This is a genomic window from Anaerolineaceae bacterium oral taxon 439, from assembly GCA_001717545.1.
Lineage (GTDB): Bacteria > Chloroflexota > Anaerolineae > Anaerolineales > Anaerolineaceae > Flexilinea.
The window spans coordinates 2,556,068-2,574,262 of sequence record CP017039.1; the positions used below are offsets into that span (position 1 = coordinate 2,556,068).

The following is an 18,195-nucleotide window of genomic DNA, read 5'->3' on the forward strand; positions in this document are numbered from 1 at the left end:
TCCTTATGGAAAATAGTAACGTTCAACGATTCAGGATCGGGAACGATATCCGGTCGTATCTTTCAAAACCAGCCAACGTCATTACGATCGTTTTTCTCGTCGTGCTGATCGCGGCGGTCGTGATCCCATTGTTCACCCTGCTGATCGGTTCGTTCAGGATCAACGGGAACCAGGAAGCTATCTACGTAGGCGGGGATCTCGTGGACGGAAGCTTTACCTTGAATCATTGGAAAGAGCTTCTGACAAGCCGCGACTTCAACTACGCAGTCATTAAATTCTGGCGCCCGTTAAGGCAATCAATCGCAATGGCCCTGTTAGCCTGCGCAATCGCGGTCGGTTTCGGCGGGATCATCGCCTGGTTCATCACCCGGTCGGACCTCGCCGGGAAAAAATTTATTTCAACGATTTTTATTTTCCCGTATATCATGCCAAGCTGGTCGATGGCCATGTTTTGGGAAAATTTTTTCAAAAATACAAGTATCAACGCGGGGAAAGGCATTTTAGAAACATTAACAGGAATTTGCGTACCTGAGCCGATCGTTTACGGCCTTTTCCCCTGCGCGATGAGTCTGGGGCTGCATTACGCCCCCTTCGCCTATATCCTGATCGGCGGTATTTTACGCAACATGGACGCTAACCTCGAAGAAGCGGCGCTCGTCCTGAAAGCGAGCCGCCTGAAGATTCTATATAAAGTCACGCTCCCGATCGTTTTTCCAGCGCTGATCTCCACCGTGCTCTTAGTTTTTTCGAGCAGTATCAGCAGCTTCGCCGTGCCTTTTTTCCTGAATAAAAGCAGTATCGACAGCGGGAATAACTTCATTTCCATATCGGTCCAAATGCGAAGCCTGATCAATTCGGGATTCACAAAAGGCCAGGGATACGTCGTCGCGATCGTTCTCATGATCTTCTCCATCATCATCTTAACCATGAACAATCGATTAACCGGCGCGCGAAAATCCTTCACGACGGTAACCGGGAAATCGGGACAGGTCTCGCTCGTAAAGCTCGGGAAAGCCAGAACCTTCCTCACAGTCTTTCTGATCCTGCTGACGGCCTTCTTTGCGTTCGCTCCGCTTCTCTCGTTCGCGATCGAAAGCTTTTTAGAAATCCCCGGCGACTGGTCTACGTTTACGCTCCGCTATTGGCTTTCTTCCGATCCGTTCGAAGGAAGCCTGAAAGGAGATACGATCGGTATCCTGAAAAGCGTGATCATGTGGAAAGCGCTCGGGCGAAGCTTAGGGCTTTCGGTTCTGGTTTCGCTGCTCGCCGGAACGTTCGGTATTTTTATCGGATACGCCGTAGCTTCAAAACGCGGAAGCAGAACGACCATGCTCGTGTCGAATCTGGCGTTCTTACCTTACCTGATTCCGTCGATGAGTTTCGGCGCGGTTTATTTAGCGCTGTCGTATACGAAAGGCTTCACCTGGTTAGACGGTTCGATGCTGTTGCTGCTTCTGGTCGGGTCAATTAAATTCATGCCGTTCGCGTCAAGGACGGCGACCGGAGCGATGATGCAGCTGTCCGGAGAGATCGAGGAAGCCGCGATTATTTTAGGCGTTCCCTGGTGGAAACGCATGGTCCGCGTCCTGTTCCCGATCCAGAAGGCGAGCTTTATCAGCGGGTTCCTGCTGCCCTTCGTTTCCTGCATGCGGGAATTATCGTTATTCGTCCTTTTAGCGGCGAGCTATACAACCCTGATTACCACCGTTCTGCAGGAATACAGCCGAACCGGATTGTCGCAGGCAGCTAACGCAATCAATTTATTGATCATTCTGCTCGTATTAATAATTCAATTTACCATCAGCAAAGTTACCGGCGCAAGCATTGACAGAGGCGTAGGAGGAAATTAAAATGCCGAAAATAACGTTAGAACACGTTGAAAAACGATTTGATAAATTCGTCGCCGTAAAAGATTTAAATATGGTTATCGACGATCGGGATTTTATTACGCTCTTAGGACCGTCCGGCTGTGGAAAGACGACGACGCTGCGAATGATCGCAGGGTTAGAATCCCCAACCGAAGGGAAAATTACGATCGGAGACAAGGTCGTTTTCGACGCCGCGGCAGGGATCGATATTTCGCCGGCGAAACGCGAGATCGGATTTTTATTTCAGAACTATGCGCTCTGGCCGCATATGACCGTTTTTCAGAATATCGCGTTCGGCCTGCAGAATCTGAAATGGTCGAAGCCCGAAATCCGTAAAAGAGTCGATGAGATGCTGACGATGCTGAAAATCGAACAGTTTGAACACCGATACCCGGGCGAGCTATCCGGCGGACAGCAGCAGCGCGTCGCGATCGCCAGGACGCTCGCGCCGAGACCGAAGGTTTTGTTTATGGACGAACCGTTATCCAACCTTGACGCGAAGCTTCGTCTCGAGATGCGAACGGAGCTGAAACGGCTTCATTCAGAAACGGATTCCACCTTTCTATACGTCACGCATGATCAGTTAGAGGCGATGACGCTGGCGACAAAAATCTGCCTGCTAAAAGAAGGCGTCATGCAGCAATACGACGCGCCGCTCGATATTTATAATGCGCCGAACAATATTTTCGTCGCCGATTTCGTCGGCAATCCAACCATGAATTTCATTCCGGCGCAAGTCAGGTTGCTGGACGCGCTGCACGCGGAAATCCAGGCTCTCGGGACGTCGTTCGTACTCAAAAGTAAGATTCCCCTGAATCCGATCGGCGAAAATTCCGCCGGGACGAACGCTGTCTTAGGCGTACGTCCGGAATTCCTGCACCTTGGATCCGGTCCGCATAAAGGAAAAGTCTACGCGACGCTTCCCGCCGGGATGGAAACAACCGTCAAAATAGATATGAATGATCTTATCCTGACTTCGGTAGAATTCGGCAGCGTTGACTATGAGCCCGACAGTGAAATCAATTTCGCTATTCACGGAAGCGAGATCATCCTGTTCGACGCCCAGACAGGGAATAAAATCGGCAAAGGAAAAGTCAGGTACGGCAATGAAGAGCTTCATTAAGCCCGCCGCCTGTTTTTTATACTCTTTTATTATTAAGGATTCAGAAAAAAATAAATGGCACTCGTAACGTTAGCATCAATTTTAAGTAGTACGCGGAAACAAAGCTACGCGGTCGGCGCTTTCAACTTCAACGGGATTGAGGATTCAAGAGGGATCTTAGACGCCGCGATTCAAAAGAAATCCCCTGTTATCCTGATGGCGAGCGTCAGCGCGGTAGCGTACTTCGGCGGACCAGAAGCGATCGCCGGATTCGTTCAGGGAATAACCCGATCGCTGGAAATCCCCGTCGCGCTGCATTTGGATCACGCCGAAGAACTCGATCTGATTTTCAGCTGCGTCGACGCCGGATTTACTTCGGTCATGATCGACGCGTCAAAAAAATCGTATGAAGAAAATATCGCGATCACGCGCGAAGTCGTCCAGTATGCGCATGAACAGAGCGTCTCGGTTGAAGCCGAATTAGGAAAAATCGGCGGAAGAGAAGAGAATATATCCGTATCGGCAAGAGAAGCTTCCATGACCGATCCGAAAGCTGTTCCCGAGTTCATTTCCCGGACGGGAATCGACGCATTAGCGGTCGCGATCGGAACCGCGCATGGTTTTTATAAGGAAGATCCCCTGTTGGATTTTGAGCGCCTGGAAAAAATCCGTTCGCTGACCGACACTCCGCTTGTCCTTCATGGCGGAACCGGACTGACCGAAGCGGATTTCATTCACTGCGTAAAATCCGGCATCAGCAAAATCAACGTTGGCACGGAGCTTAAATACTGCTGCAGCCAGACGGTCCGGAAAAGCGTCGAAACGCAGCCGGATCAGATCGATATCCGAAAATTGGTCGGGCCCGCGCGTAAAAACTGCGAAGAGATCGTTTTGAAGAAAATCGAGCTGTTCGGAAGCGCGAATAAAGGGTAAGCTTACCGCTTTACCTTGACAATCTGATTATCGAAAACCTCCTGCGAAAATCAGGAGGTTTCAGTATAAAAATCCGCCGCGCCCTGATTCGCTCTATTAACAAAATTCATAAACTGCCGCTCAAAAAAGGACTCCTGCTTTCAACAATTGAAGCCCGGTAAATTTGCCTTAAAGCAATATAGACAGGCAAGAAAAAAAGTGGCAAACTCTTAATCTAAGCGCAGGACAATCCTGTTCATAGCTCAGAGAAAGGAGATATCATGAGCAACGATAAACCTTCAAGGACCATTCTTTTAGCCGCATTCGTTCTCTTCACCCTTTTATTCGCCTTTAACGCCGCGACCGCAGATCAGGGCGCTGTCCAGCTGAAATCGCTGACGACAGATGAAAAGCTCTTTTCCGCGACAGCCTGCGTCGAGCTTCCATCGATTGACCCATGGTGGCCGGAGGTCGCCTTAGAGATCGACGGTGAACCCATGCCCGAAATCGGAATCACGCTCATCGACGCGAAGAAGCCGGAAACAATGCGCAGCAGGAATCGCTGTTACCTGTTTGAAATCCCGATTCAGCCGCGGGCGGAAAGAATCGGAACCGCCGTTTTCAGAATCGTCAGCGTCCTCCTGGACCGCCAGCCTGACCTCGCGAGCGAGGCGTACATAAGCACGCTGAAAAACCACGTTCAGAAAACCGTCCCAGAACTGGATTTCAAAATCGAAACGGTTCAGGCGGAAATGGGCGGCGGAATCAAGCTGACGATCAGCGCCAAACCGGACGATATGACGGAAGAAGAAGCCACCCGAATCATCCGGCAGGCCGCAAACCTCGAATTTCCGATCAATTGGGAGCTTCCGGTCCATGTTTACTAAGGCGGGAGGCAATCGAGAGCTGGGAATACCGGATTTCACCCGCCAAACTTGACAGCTTTCCAAACAACCCTATAATTAGCTCCATGAATCAAGAGCAGATCCACCACAGCATCCGACGACGAATCCGAATTCAAAATCATCCGCGGAGTTAACGGGTTCGTTTAATCTATCTGGTTATCAAAGACCTCCTGAATTCCGCAGGAGGTCTTTTTATATAAAAAAACAGGAGCCATTGAACATGTCGCAGAAATTGAACAAAGTTGTTTTAGCGTATTCGGGCGGATTAGACACTTCCGCAATTATTCCCTGGCTGATCGAAACGTACGGCTGCGAAGTGGTTTGCGCCTGCGCCAACGTCGGACAGGAAGAAGAACTCGCCGGACTGGAAGAGCGCGCGAAAGCCTCGGGGGCCTCGAAGCTGTACGTTCAGGACCTGACGGACGAGCTCTGCGAATCGTATATCTGGCCGATGATCAAGTCGGGAGCGGTCTACGAGAAAAACTACCTGCTCGGGACGTCGATCGCGCGCCCGATCGTCGCGAAATGGCTGGTTGAGATCGCTGAAAAAGAAAACGCCGACGCGATTGCGCATGGCTGTACCGGAAAAGGCAACGATCAGGTCCGCTTCGAAAACACGATTCAGGCGCTCAATCCGAATTTAGACGTCATCGCGCCGTGGCGCGTCTGGAATTTTACTTCGCGCGAGGACCTGATCGCGTATATCGAATCGAAAAACCTCCCCTATCCGGACACGGCGCGCAACCCGAAGCTGTTCAGCCGCGACCGCAACATCTGGCACATTTCGCATGAAGGCGGGCCGATCGAAGCGATCGACGCCGAACCGGACGAAGCCTGGTACGTGCTGACCGTGTCGCCGGAAGCCGCGCCGGATCAGGCCGAAACCGTCGGGATCGAGTTCGTCGCCGGAGAAGCCGTCGCGCTGAACGGAAAGAAAATGAAACCCGCCGAGCTCCTCCGCGAGCTGAATCGAATCGGCGGACGGCACGGGATCGGACGCACGAATATCGTCGAGAACCGGCTTGTCGGAATGAAATCGCATGGCCTGTACGAAAATCCGGGCGGCTCGATCCTCTACGAGGCGCATACACAGCTTGAATCGATTACGCTCGACCGCGACACGCAGCATTTTAAAGAGATGGCCGCCGTCCGCTATAGCGAGCTGATCTACAACGGCCAGTGGTTTTCGCCGCTCTGCGATTCGCTGAACGCTTTTTTCGCGGAAAGCAACCGCAGCGTTACCGGCATGGTAAAGCTCAAGCTGTACAAAGGCAATATCATCCCGGTCGGCATCTCGTCGCCCTTCTCCCTTTATTCCGAAAAAATCGCGTCCTTCGGGGACGTCACCCTCTACGACCACAAAGACGCGACCGGCTTTATCCGCTGTTTCACGCTTCCGAGCCGCGTCCGCTCCGCAATGGAAAAAGGTCAGGGTAAAGCGATTTCAGCCGATCTAAACTGAAGCTCACGGGCTTTCCGGCGAAAACCGAACGACAGTCAGCAGAGACAAGGGGTAAACATGCAGGAAAAAACAATCTGGTCAGGCGGACGGCTCAGCGCCGATCTCGACATCGATCTTTCAGCGCTGAATCAGTCCTTATCGATCGACCAGCGCATGGCGCAGCAGGATATTCAGGGAAGCCGCGCCTGGTGCAAGGCGATCGCGCAGGCCGGAATCCTTACGGAAGAAGAATTCCGACAGATCGACGCCGGCTTAGCGAAATCAGGCGCCGATTTAGCCGACGGAACCTTCCAATTCCGGCCGGACGACGAAGATATTCATTCCGCCGTCGAACGTCAGCTCAGCGAAGAAATCGGACCTGTCGCCGGAAAGCTTCATACCGGACGCAGCCGCAACGATCAGGTCGCGACCGATTTCAGGTTATGGTTAAAGGATCAGATCCCCGATCTCATCTCGGAAATCCTGCGGCTGGAAAGCGTCCTCGTCGATCGCGCCGAGTCCGACCAGGGGATCATTCTCCCGGGCTACACGCACTTCCAACAGGCCCAGCCGATCCTGCTCAGCCATTGGTGGCTCGCGCATTTCTGGGCATTCGAACGCGACCGCCGCCGCTTCATTGAAACGCTTGAACGGCTCGACGTCTGTCCGCTGGGGTCCGGGGCGCTCGCGGGAACGACCGTCCCGATCGATCGTTTCGCGCTCGCCGCCGACCTTGGCTTCCGTCAGCCCGCGGAGAACAGTCTCGACGCCGTTTCCGACCGCGATTTCGCCGTCGATTTCCTGTATAGCTGCGCGATGATCGCGACGCATCTCAGCCGACTCGCTGAAGCGCTCATCCTGTACACAACCGTCGAATATGGATACCTGACGCTCTCCGACCGCTTTTCGACCGGGTCCAGTCTCATGCCGCAGAAGAAGAACCCCGATTCGCTCGAGCTCGTCCGCGCGCAGGCCGGAATTCAGCAGGGACGATTAACCGCGCTGATGGCGGTATTGAAGGGACTGCCGTCTGCATATGATAAGGACCTTCAGGAAGATAAGCGGCTGACGTTCGAGGCATTCGATACCGCGGTCCTGACGCTGAAAGTCATGCGCGGCGCGATCGCAACGCTGACTGTCAACGCGGACCGCACCCGAGCCGCGCTGCGTCCGGACGCCTACGCGACCGACGCCGCCGATTACCTCGTCCGAAAAGGCGTCCCCTTCCGCGAGGCGCATCATATCATCGGGAAGCTCGTCAGACGGGCTGAACTCGCCGGAACGACGCTGGAACGGCTCCCGCTGGCGGACTGGCGAACCGAATCCGAACGTTTCGAAGCCGACGTATTTTCAATCTTTACGCCGGAAGCCGCCGTCGCCGCAAGGTCCGCGTTCGGCGGGACCGCGCCGGCGCGTGTCCGGGAAGGGATCCTGTTGGCTAAAGCCGCTCTTTCCGAACCGCTTTAGCTCCAGAGGCTCAGGCGGATCGACAATTCCGAACGGGCCAGGCCGGGATCAGGCGATCTTTTTCTCAGCCCGTTCGGTAGCTTTTTCTTTATACAGGAACAGCCCGATGAACATCAGGCCGGTCACGACCCAGGATATCGGATAGCAGGCCAAAGCCGTCATCAACGTCGGATGAATCGGAACAACGAGAAAAATCCAAAGAACGCGAAAGATACAGATCCCCAACAAACTCACCATCATCGGCAAAACCGTATCCCCCTGACCACGGATCGCGCCGGCGAGAACGTCGCAAAAGACATACGCGGCGTATAACGGCGAGATGAAGCGTAAAATCCGCCCTGTCAATTCGATCACATCGAGATCGTCAACCAGAAAAGTGGCTAACGGTTCGCCCCAGAGGTAAAGAACCGCGCTGATCGTCAGGATCAACAGGCATGCCATTCCTAAGCCGGCGCGAGTCGCCGACCGCGCGCGGCCGAACTTTTCCGCGCCGACGTTCTGCGCGACGAAGGTCGAAACGGCGATCCCGAACGCGTCTGAAATCGTCCAGATCAGGAAATCCAACTTTCCGGAAATCCCCCAGGCGGCAATGCTATTGACGCCGAAGGCGTTGATCCCGGTCTGAACGACAGTATTCGAAATCGGATACAGCGCAGATTGGATCCCGACCGGCAACCCCAACCTGAATATCGACGCCAGCTGACCGCGATGAAACCGGAGCCGGTTCAGCGCGATCCGGCAGGGCAGTTCCGTCCGGGTCAATTCCATCAGCAGCAGGACCGCGCAGATGAGCTGCGAAAGCACGGTAGCGATCGCCGCTCCCACGACCCCCAGCCGCAGCGCGGCGACGAACAGCAAATCCAACCCAACGTTCAGGAAATTCGCAACCACAAGATACAGGAAAGGCTGCCGCGAATTTCCTAACGCGCGGAGAATTCCCGAAGCCACGTTGAAAACGAGCGACGCGGCTATCCCCGCGTAATAGATCAGCAAATACCGCCGCGCATCTCCGGCAATCGCCGCCGGAACCTGAACACAACGTATCGAAACCGGCGCCAACACGCAGCCAAGAATCGCGAGCACGATTCCGCCGAGCGCCGCAAACAGGATCGCGGTATGGCTCGCTTCCGAGACCTCCCGATACTTTTTCGCGCCATAGCTTTGAGAAAGGAGGATCGTCGCCCCCGTCGCAATCCCCATAAATAAATTTACCGGGAGCCGCGTCAGCGTAAAAACCGATTCGATCGCCGCGAGCGCCGCTTTTCCTCCGTATCGACCGACGATCATCGCGTCAGCGGTCGTGTAGAACGACTGGAAGAGCGTCCCTGAAAAGATCGGCGCCGCATATTTCAGCATTTTCACCCATACGACCCCGTCGGTTAAATCAGTTTTCCTTAAAGATGTGTTCATGCGATCAACTCATTCTCGCCCCCGGGAACAGGGGCAAAGACAATTCTCCCCGGACCGCGCTAAATAGCGGCAGTTAAACCGGCAACGAGTCAGCCGCTCCGATCTGCGAACCGTCCTCGTCGCCGCGACTGTCGGAAAAGCCCCGGAGCCGATCCGGACGGGAACGGGCGGGACTTCTTCAATATCGCTTCTTCTATTTTGCGTATTCGATTGCGCGGCTCTCGCGGATAACCGTGACTTTAATCTGCCCGGGATACTGCATCGTTTCTTCGATCTGATGGGCGATGTCGCGCGCCATATACGTCGCCGCCAGATCGTCGACCTCCTCCGGCGTCACGATAATCCGAACCTCGCGGCCCGCCTGAATCGCGAACGAGTTCTCAACGCCTTTATAGGAATTCGCGATTTCCTCGAGCGTCCGGAGCCGCTTAATATAGAATTCAAGATCCTCGCGCCGCGCGCCGGGACGAGCGCCTGAGATCGCGTCCGCGGCCTCGACGACGACGGCTTCGATCGAATCCTGATCGACTTCATGATGATGCGCTTCAATAATATTGACGACCTTCATATTCGTACCATACCGTTTACAAAAATCCGCGCCGATCTTCGCGTGCGTTCCCTCGGTATTATGGTCCATGGCCTTTCCGATATCATGAAGCAGCGCGCCCTTCCGCGCCGTCTCAACGTCCGCCCCCAATTCAGAAGCGATAACGGAAGCCAGCTTCGCCGTCTCAACCGAATGCGCCAGCTGGTTCTGGCCAAACGAAGTACGGTACTTGAGCCGTCCAAGGACCTTGATAATTTCCGGATGCAGCCCCACGACGCCCGCCTGGAACGCGGCCTCCTCGCCGGCCTCAACGATCAGCTTCTGGACCTCTTTTTCCTCGTCCCGAAGGATTTTCTCGATATTCGCCGGATGAATCCTCCCGTCCAGGATCAACCGATCGAGCGCCCGTTTCGCGATCTCACGGCGAACGGGATCAAAACAGGAAATCATGACCGCTTCCGGCGTATCGTCAACGATGACGTCAACCCCGGCGGCCTGCTCAAACGCGCGGATATTCCGACCGTTCCGTCCGACGATCCGCCCTTTCATCTCTTCGCCGGGAAGATTCACCGTCGACGTCGTCACTTCAGCGACCTGATCCGACGCGACGCGCTGGATCGCCGTGACAATAATTTCACGCGCTTTCTTTTCGCCTTCGGATCGGGCCTCCTGTTCGACCTGCCGGATAATCCGCGCCATTTCGTTCCGGGAATCCTTTTCAACGGCCGCCATCAGCTCCGCCTTGGCCTCCTCGACCGTCATCGAGGCCACCCGCTGGAGCTCGTCGAGCTGTTTGGACGCCATCTTATCGATTTCGTTCGAGCGCTTATCGAGATTGCTCTGCCGTTTGCTGAGCGCCGATTCGCGCTGTTCGATTTTTTCAACGCGCGTTTCGAGCTCGTTCCGGCGCTTCTGAACGCGGTCGGACTCGCGCGAAACTTCGTTCCGGCGCTTCTGAAGCTCTTCTTCGCCTTCGTTGATCGTCTTAAGCGCTTTATCCATCGCTTCCGTTTCGATCTGCTGAGCGCGCTGTTTCGCGACGAGAATAATATTTTCCGCGTCCAGCTGCTGTTCGCGGACGAAACGGCTGTTCAGCATGCGCGTAAATAAAAAGACCGCCAACACGATCACCGCGACGACAACAATAACGGACAGAACAATCATCCACCATGTCAAACCAACCGAAGGATCCGGAACTTCCGGGAGGCCTTCGCCGCCGATTATGATGGACTGCGCTAATGCTTGCGAACGGTAGAGCGAGAAGGAAACGCTCTCCATCCCTTTCGACAAAATTTCCATTTCTCAAATTCCCTGTTCTCTGTTTAAATTCCGGTTTCGCCGTCGGCGTTGATCCCGTTCCAGGCCGCCCGAACTGCGCTGCGAATTACGTCGTACGTAAAACCGCGCCGGGCCAAATATCCGCTTAACCGGTTCCGAAAGGTCTCGCGATCCAATCCGCGCAACCGGCGCGAATACCGTTCCGCACATGCGAAAGCAGCCTCCCGATCGTCAACGTCCGCCAACGATTCCCTGATTACCGTTTCGTCTACGCCTTTTCGTTTTAATTCATACCGGAGCATCCGCACGCCGCGCGGCCTGAACTCGTTCCGATCCCGGATCCAATTCTCCGCGAACGCGCGATCGTTGAGATAGCCGAGCTCCCTGACCCGATCGATCGCCCGCGTTATCCGCTCTTCGGAATACCCTTTCAGCGCCAGCTTCCCGCGAAGCTCCGCTTCCGAATAATCGCGGCGGGCTAAATATTCGAACGCTTTTTTTAACGCCGACTCATCCTGAGCCCCGTCGCGAATTCGTTCAAGCTCCGCTTCGCTGAGTTCCTGACCCACCGACAGTTCCGCCGCCGCACGCATCGAAAGTCCGAAAGCGAATTCGCCGTCGATATCGACGCTGACACGGGAGGGATCGTACTTCTGCGGCTGGATCCGCGTGATTCGCCTCATGCTCATAAATTAAAACAACCATCCAGCTTCACGTCCGGAAAGCGCGGCGGCTGGATCGAGCGAAAAAAAGGGAATTCGGGCGGAGCCGCGAGCGGAAAGCTGAAAATCCGTCTTTGCCATGCGGCTTAAAGGGTTCATTTTCTCAAAAAAACGAGCTAAGCGAGCGTTCTCGCTCAAAAATATCCATCGAACGTCCGAAACGCGCCTCTATGCTATCGGCTGCCACGGTTTCCGGCGGTAATCATATTCAATTTTGCGTATATCATTGTACCATCAACCGGAACAATCTGCGAGATTTCATTCCCTGAATCTTTTGCAGAGCAGTCATCCGCACAACCAAATCACAATCCGTTAAGAAGGAATCAGGAGCTTACCCAGATTCCTTCCTGCCATTCCACCCATTCCGACGATCCTGCCCGATCATTTTCAACCGTCCGGAGCGATCGCTTACAACGGGTCGATCTTTCTCCCCTCCGATTCAGCGATCGCCAGATAGGCAAGAATGCCTTTGAAAGAATAATCTTCCGTCTCGATCGATTCTTTCGAAACCCCGCGCGCAAGGCCGATCTCAATGCTGAGCCGCTGCGAATTGGAAGCGTAGAAACCGGTTTTCTCTTCGAAAAGAACGTGAATAAATCCGTCTGCTCCCCACGAAAGATCCGGTTCATCATAATAGGCCCGGCTCTTTTCGTTCTGTACAATCTTATACAGCACGAACGACATTTCTTCCGGCTTCCATATCGCTTTCTGGTTATAAACACAATGAAAAGCATTGAACCGCGCCGCGTTCATCTGCCCGGCCGTGATATCCTTTTCGCCAATTTCCTCGATATCCAATCTGGATTTCAATTTCTCAACCAGCTCCGCGACCGACAGCGGTCCAATCGGAATCAGGTCCCTGTACGCTTCTACCTGTTCCGGATACGATTTCATCACGCCCTCATTCCGACGATCCTGCCCAATCATTTTCAACCGTCCGGAACGATCGCTTACAAACGGATCGATCTTTCTCCCTTCCCATTCAGCGATCGCCAGATGGGCAAGAATGCCTCTGAAAGAATAATCTTCCGTCTCGATCGATTCTTTCGAAACCCCGCGCGCAAGGCCGATCTCGATGTTGAGCCGCTGCGAATTGGAAGCGTAGAAACCGGTTTTCTCTTCGAAAAGAACGTGAATAAATCCGTCTATCCCCCACGAAAGATCCGGTTCATCATAATAGGCCCGGCTCTTTTCGTTCTGTACAATCTTATACAGCACGAACGACATTTCTTCCGGCTTCCATATCGCTTTCTGGTTATAAACACAATGAAAAGCGTTGAACCGCGCCGCGTTCATCTGTCCGGCCGTGATATCCTTTTCGCCAATTTCCTCGATATCCAATCTGGCTCTCAATTTCTCAACCAGCTCCGCGACCGACAGCGGTCCGATCGGAATCAGGTCCCTGTACGCTTTCACCTGCTCCGGCTCCGGATACGATATCATCACGCCCAAACCGGCCTCATTCGCTCTCGCTGAACGGCGTATACACGAAGCCGATCGCGTCGATCGGAAATTCGCCGACAGCCCCCGCGTCAATCTCCAGCGTCAGGCCGATCTTCCGCGGCCGTTCGTAATATTTATCCGTCGTCCAGGAGCCGATCTCGACCCACTGCGCCGGGAGATTCGCCGGCACGGTTACCGAAACGGTCTCGGTTCCGGCGTCCGACGCGATCAGCTGCCGATCGACGGTCAGCGAATAATTCCCGGTGATACCGCCCTTCGTCGTCGGCATCCAGGCGTACAGGCGGTATGTCCCGATCGGCCATGGCTCGACCCCGGGCAGCGTAAATTTCACCTTTTCCTTCGGGTTCAGGACCCGCTGAAAAGACCCGTCCCAGGCGTCGTCGCTCCGCTCGCGCATCGCGTAATCCTTCCCAATCGTATCGCCGGCCAAATCGTCGCGGACATAGCGCGTCGAGCCGGAAGGCAGCGCGTTCAGCATGGCGATATCCGCCGATCTGCGCGGCACGATCAGGAGCCGATCCATCGAAACAATCGTATATTCGTCGCGTTCTTCCCAGGACGTCGTTACCGTCAAAACCGAATCGGACGGCTGGATATAGTAAAGGCCCAGGCTGCGCCAGGTATCGTACGCCTGGACCGGATCGTATTGACTCGTCATATAAACGACGTCGGACGATCCCGCCAGCGGCGTCAGCGGCTGGTCGCCGAGCTGAACCGTGAACGAGAGCGTCCCGCCTGACGAGAAAACCGTATCCATCATATACAGCTCGTACAGCCCCGCGCGCAGCGGCCGGTCCATGAACCAGCGAATCCAGCCCGCCGAATACGTCGCGTACCATTCCTCCTGATACAGCGCTTTCCCCAGGTCCGCCGCAATCTGCTTCGACCCGGTCCAAAGCTCGCTGTCCAGCGGCGGGTTGATTTCTGCGCTTGAATCGACATGCAGCTCGATAACGCCGTCCGGGGAATCCGGAACGGCCGGATCGATCTCGCCGCCGTCCGCGATCCACCAGGTTGAAAGCGGCTCCGGCGTATTCGTCGGGATCGGCGTTACCGTATTCGTCGCCAGCGGCGTAATCGTCGCCGTCGCGGCCGCGGTCGGCGACGGCGTAACCGGCGTCGGCGTATTCGTCGGCCACCAGACCATCTGGTTCCGGATCGCCGGAGCGTATAACCAGCCGAAATAAACCGCCAGGAAAGCGGCCAGCATGGAAGTAATCGTCCGCCCGATCAGGTTATACCAATCGATCGATCGACGCGGCCTGGACGGCTGCGCCGGGGCCGGGGCCTGCGGCGAAGAGCCCTGCGGCGCCGTCATTCCAGCCGGCGGGACCGGCGGAATATAAGGGGCACCCGGATCAGAGGCGGAGCGGCGCTGCGCCGGGTACGGCTGCGATCCGGGCGACGGGATCTTCTGTCTTATCGGATACCCCGCGCCGCCCGGACGGCGTGCGTCCGAGCCGGGGTTCGCGTCCGGATGATTCAGGTTGGAAGAATCGGAGTTCATCAGTTTTTCTACTCTGCCTCGGTTCAGAAGTTCAAAAAAGGTTCCCGTGGAAAACCGTCCAGCGGCAGCCTCAGGAAATTATAACAAAGAAAAATAGTATAATTCTTGCATATGAAACGGCTCCGCCAACCCCGAACCTCAATCCGCGCCGCGGCGTTGCCCGCGCTGATTCTCGCGGCGGGAATCGGACTCGCGTTTTATCAGCTGACGCCCGGGAGCGAACTGACGCTGAAGCTGAAAATATCGCTGGCCGGAGTCGTCGTGATTTCCGCGCTCGCGCTGACGTTCCTGATCCGGGGGCTGATCGAACGACTCCGGCTCTCCCGCGTCCAATGGTCCTTCGCAATTGGCGCGTCGGTCGCGCTGACGATCTTCCTCGTTTTCTGGTTCGGCCTCAGCCTGCCGCATAAAAAAATCACGCTGCCCGAAAAAACGATCACGCTCTCGATTGATGCGTCGGGAATTCCGCAGCGATCGAAACGCCGCTACGTCTTCCTCTCGCTGCACGACGGATTCCAGGGCGTCCCGCTTTCCGCGTTCAGCGCCAGCGGCGCATGGCGGCGCGAAAACGACCGGCTGACGCTGGAAATATCGGCGACGGAAAGCGCCGCGCTCCAGTTCACCGGCAAAGTCGGTCATGAAATCGCGATTTTCGCGGAACAGCGCCCGGACAGCGGTATCCTGACCGTCGACTGGGGGGACGGGCTCGCGCAGGAGATCGATTTGTCCGACGCTCCCGGCGGCGCCGAGCCGATCCGCGTCGCGCATCGCTACGGGAGCGAAACGCTTTTTTTTGAGCGGGTCGATTTCGGATTGAACCTGCTGTCCGCGATCGTCCTGATCAGCGCGTTTTTCGTGCTTTATTTCGCACTGACGTTTTCTTTCGTCGCGCGGCGCAGCCCGTCCTTCCGCGCCGTCTTTCTCCTGATCAGCGCGGCCGCCGTCGCCATGCGGATTTTTAATATTTTCAATCTCCCGCTCGACTGGGACGAGGGAACGTACTCCCGCGCCGCGATGCGCTACGCGGATAAGGTCCTGACGCTGAAGCTCGCGGATATTCCCGCGATCGAATACAACCATGAGCATCCCGCGCTGGTGAAGCTCGCGTTTTCCGTCCCGATCGTTCTCGACGGGCGCGAATCGTTCGAACGGATCGGACTGCCGTTGAACGAAAAAGCGCAGCTCCAGCGCGAGGACCATGCGATTTTTACTTCCCGATTTGTCAGCGCCTTTTTCAACGTCCTGACGGCGCAGGCGCTGAGCAGCCTGATCCATCCGGTCGCGGCGTTCTTTTTCATGATCCATTCGATGATGTCGGAGATGGGGTCGACGGCACGGCTGGAAGCGATCCCGGCGTTCTTCTCGTTCCTTTCCATTATTTTCGCCTGGCGGGCGCTCAGGGAACAGATCTGCGCGCGTCCGTCCGAAGACGCGGTCTTCGACCGGAAGAGCTGGCTGCTTTCGTCTGCCTGCCTGGGCGCAACCGCGGCGTCGAAGGTCATCTACTGCGTCGTCGCGTTCGCGATCGGGACCGCGCTCCTGACCGCTTTTTTCCGTGCGCCGCGCCGCCGCGCCGAGCTCCTTTGGACGTCGATTCTTTACGCGCTGATCGCGCTCGCGGCGTTTTTCGCGCTGAACCCGTCGCTTTGGTATGATCCGCTCGGGCGAATCGCCGGCATGTTCAATTTTCACAGGAATTACCAAACCGATCATAACAGCCTCCACCCGGCGTATCAGCCGCTGATCTGGATTTTCCGCTCCGTCCCGCTGGCGAAGCCGGGAGGAGGGATCCTGAGCCCGGTCCAGCGCAACCCGTTCGGCCTGATTTTCGCCGCGGACGAGCTGATTCTGATGCTGGCGATAGCCGGACTGCCGCGGCTTTGGAAACGGTCCTCGATTTTTATCGGCTGGCTTGCCGCCGGCGTCGCGTTCATGTTCGTCTGGGGAACGAAATGGCAGCATTACACCTGTATTATTACGGTTCCGATCTGCGTCGCCGCGATGTATGGGGTTTTCGCGTTCCAGGAAAAACTCGGGCGGTATAACGCGGTTCCCGGGAACAACCGTGGCGGCCAAACGCCGGATGATTTTTGAAAAACCGCGGATCAGGGGTCAAAATACCCCCGCCGGTCCGCAGCGCAGCATTAATGAAATCGTTAATGAAAGAAGGAAGAAGGTACCATGGCAATTAACAAGGAAGCAGCACTCGAATATCATCACCGCAACGGCGTTCCGGGGAAGCTCTCCGTCACGCCGACCAAGCCGCTTGACACGTTTATCGACCTCAGTCTCGCTTACTCGCCGGGCGTCGCCTATCCGGTTCTCGAAATCGAAAAGGACCCCGCCGACGCGTACCGGTATACCAATAAGGGCAATCTGGTCGCCGTTATTTCCAACGGGACCGCGATCTTAGGACTGGGCAGTCGCGGCGCGCTTGCCTCGAAACCGGTCATGGAGGGAAAAGGCGTTCTCTTTAAGAAGTTCGCCGGCGTCGACGTTTTCGATATCGAGGTAGACACGACCGATCCGCAGCGGTTCATTGACGCCGTCGCCGCGATCGGGAACACGTTCGGCGGCATCAATCTTGAGGATATCAAAGCGCCGGAATGCTTCCTGATCGAAAAAACGCTTCAGGAAACGCTCGATATCCCGGTTTTCCATGACGACCAGCACGGAACGGCGATTATCCTCGCCGCCGGTCTCCTGAACGCGGCCGAAATCGCCGGGAAGAAAATCGGCGAGCTGAAAGTCGTGATGAACGGCGCGGGCGCGGCCGGGATCTCCTGCGCAAGGCACCTGATCCGGATCGGCGCCGACCCCAAGAAAATTTACCTTTGCGACTCGGCCGGGCTGATTTATCAGGGACGAACGGAGAAGATGACGCCGGAGAAGCGCGAGTTCATGAACGGCGCGGGCCCGGCAGCGTTGGCCGACATCCTCCCCGGCGCGGATGTCTTTATCGGACTGTCGATCGCGGATATCCTGACCGAAGAAATGGTTAAAAGCATGGCGGAGAATCCGTTTATATTCGCTCTCGCGAATCCCAACCCGGAAATCAAGGTCGAAACGGCGAAGCGCGTCCGCCCTGACGCGATTATCGCGACCGGACGGTCGGATTACGCGAACCAGATCAATAACGTCCTCGGCTTCCCGTATATTTTCCGCGGAGCGCTCGACGTCCGCGCGAAACGGATCAATGAAGAAATGAAACTGGCGGCGTCATACGCGCTGGCGGAGCTGACAAAGCTTCCGGTTCCGGATTCCGTCCTGAAATCCTACGCGCTGGATAGCTTATCGTTCGGACGCGATTATATCGTCCCGAAAGCGTTCGACCCACGCGCGAAATGGATGGTCTCGTCGGCGGTCGCCCAGGCCGCGATATCAAGCGGCGTCGCCCAAAGTCCAATCGATATCGACGAATATCAGGCGCGGCTTGGGAAAATGTAACCCGCCTGCGATTAATATGGAACCCGGGGAGAGCGGACGGGAACCCGCTTTTCCCGTTCTTCGTTCCGGACGTTCTACGATATAATTTGAAGCGACAGACACGAAAGAAGGGGATCGATCGGACC

The 18,195-nt window shown here is 55.7% G+C and carries 13 protein-coding genes; 8 read left to right on the forward strand and 5 right to left on the reverse strand.

The features are described 5' to 3' along the window. Positions 1 to 5: 5 nt before the first annotated feature. The 6 genes from BEQ56_11330 to BEQ56_11355 all read left to right on the forward strand — a co-directional run bounded on the left by BEQ56_11330 (position 6) and on the right by BEQ56_11355 (position 7,695). A complete protein-coding gene (locus BEQ56_11330; protein AOH44012.1) occupies positions 6 to 1,850 on the forward strand; it encodes an ABC transporter permease in 1,845 nt (614 codons plus the stop codon). Between the two features lies 1 nt (position 1,851). Then, positions 1,852 to 2,991: an ABC transporter gene (locus BEQ56_11335; protein ID AOH44013.1), complete on the forward strand. Its 1,140-nt coding sequence runs from the start codon at positions 1,852 to 1,854 to the stop codon at positions 2,989 to 2,991. Positions 2,992 to 3,045: 54 nt separating this feature from the next. Next, on the forward strand, positions 3,046 to 3,903 hold the full coding sequence (kbaY, locus tag BEQ56_11340) for a tagatose-bisphosphate aldolase (GenBank protein AOH44014.1): 858 nt from the start codon (positions 3,046 to 3,048) through the stop codon (positions 3,901 to 3,903). Between the two features lie 260 nt (positions 3,904 to 4,163). Then, a complete protein-coding gene (locus BEQ56_11345) occupies positions 4,164 to 4,769 on the forward strand; it encodes a hypothetical protein (protein AOH44015.1) in 606 nt (201 codons plus the stop codon). A 250-nt stretch (positions 4,770 to 5,019) separates the two neighbouring features. Beyond that, the gene (locus BEQ56_11350) at positions 5,020 to 6,249 is read left to right on the forward strand and encodes an argininosuccinate synthase (GenBank protein AOH44526.1); all 1,230 of its coding nucleotides are present in this window, start codon (positions 5,020 to 5,022) and stop codon (positions 6,247 to 6,249) included. 57 nt (positions 6,250 to 6,306) lie between these two features. Beyond that, complete coding sequence (locus BEQ56_11355; protein ID AOH44016.1) at positions 6,307 to 7,695, forward strand: argininosuccinate lyase; 1,389 nt, start codon at positions 6,307 to 6,309, stop codon at positions 7,693 to 7,695. A gap of 48 nt (positions 7,696 to 7,743) precedes the next feature. Here the strand turns inward: BEQ56_11355 and BEQ56_11360 are convergent, their stop codons facing one another. From BEQ56_11360 to BEQ56_11380, 5 genes are all read right to left on the reverse strand, one after another. Continuing rightward, positions 7,744 to 9,105, reverse strand: coding sequence for an MATE family efflux transporter (locus tag BEQ56_11360; GenBank protein AOH44017.1), 1,362 nt, complete (start codon positions 9,103 to 9,105; stop codon positions 7,744 to 7,746). 193 nt (positions 9,106 to 9,298) lie between these two features. Further along, positions 9,299 to 10,816, reverse strand: a complete 1,518-nt coding sequence (locus tag BEQ56_11365) for a ribonuclease Y (GenBank protein ID AOH44527.1) — start codon at positions 10,814 to 10,816, stop codon at positions 9,299 to 9,301. A gap of 158 nt (positions 10,817 to 10,974) precedes the next feature. Then, positions 10,975 to 11,619 (reverse strand): hypothetical protein, encoded by a 645-nt coding sequence (locus BEQ56_11370; GenBank protein ID AOH44018.1) that lies wholly within the window; start codon positions 11,617 to 11,619, stop codon positions 10,975 to 10,977. A gap of 441 nt (positions 11,620 to 12,060) precedes the next feature. After that, positions 12,061 to 13,104, reverse strand: coding sequence for a hypothetical protein (locus BEQ56_11375; GenBank protein ID AOH44019.1), 1,044 nt, complete (start codon positions 13,102 to 13,104; stop codon positions 12,061 to 12,063). A gap of 7 nt (positions 13,105 to 13,111) precedes the next feature. After that, a complete protein-coding gene (locus BEQ56_11380) occupies positions 13,112 to 14,623 on the reverse strand; it encodes a hypothetical protein (protein AOH44020.1) in 1,512 nt (503 codons plus the stop codon). Positions 14,624 to 14,734: 111 nt separating this feature from the next. Here BEQ56_11380 and BEQ56_11385 point away from each other — a divergent pair, with 111 nt between their 5' ends. Together BEQ56_11385 and BEQ56_11390 are read left to right on the forward strand one after the other, a co-directional pair. Continuing rightward, on the forward strand, positions 14,735 to 16,717 hold the full coding sequence (locus BEQ56_11385) for a hypothetical protein (protein ID AOH44021.1): 1,983 nt from the start codon (positions 14,735 to 14,737) through the stop codon (positions 16,715 to 16,717). An 87-nt stretch (positions 16,718 to 16,804) separates the two neighbouring features. Then, positions 16,805 to 18,070 (forward strand): malate dehydrogenase, encoded by a 1,266-nt coding sequence (locus tag BEQ56_11390; protein ID AOH44022.1) that lies wholly within the window; start codon positions 16,805 to 16,807, stop codon positions 18,068 to 18,070. The last annotated feature ends 125 nt before the right edge of the window (positions 18,071 to 18,195 follow it).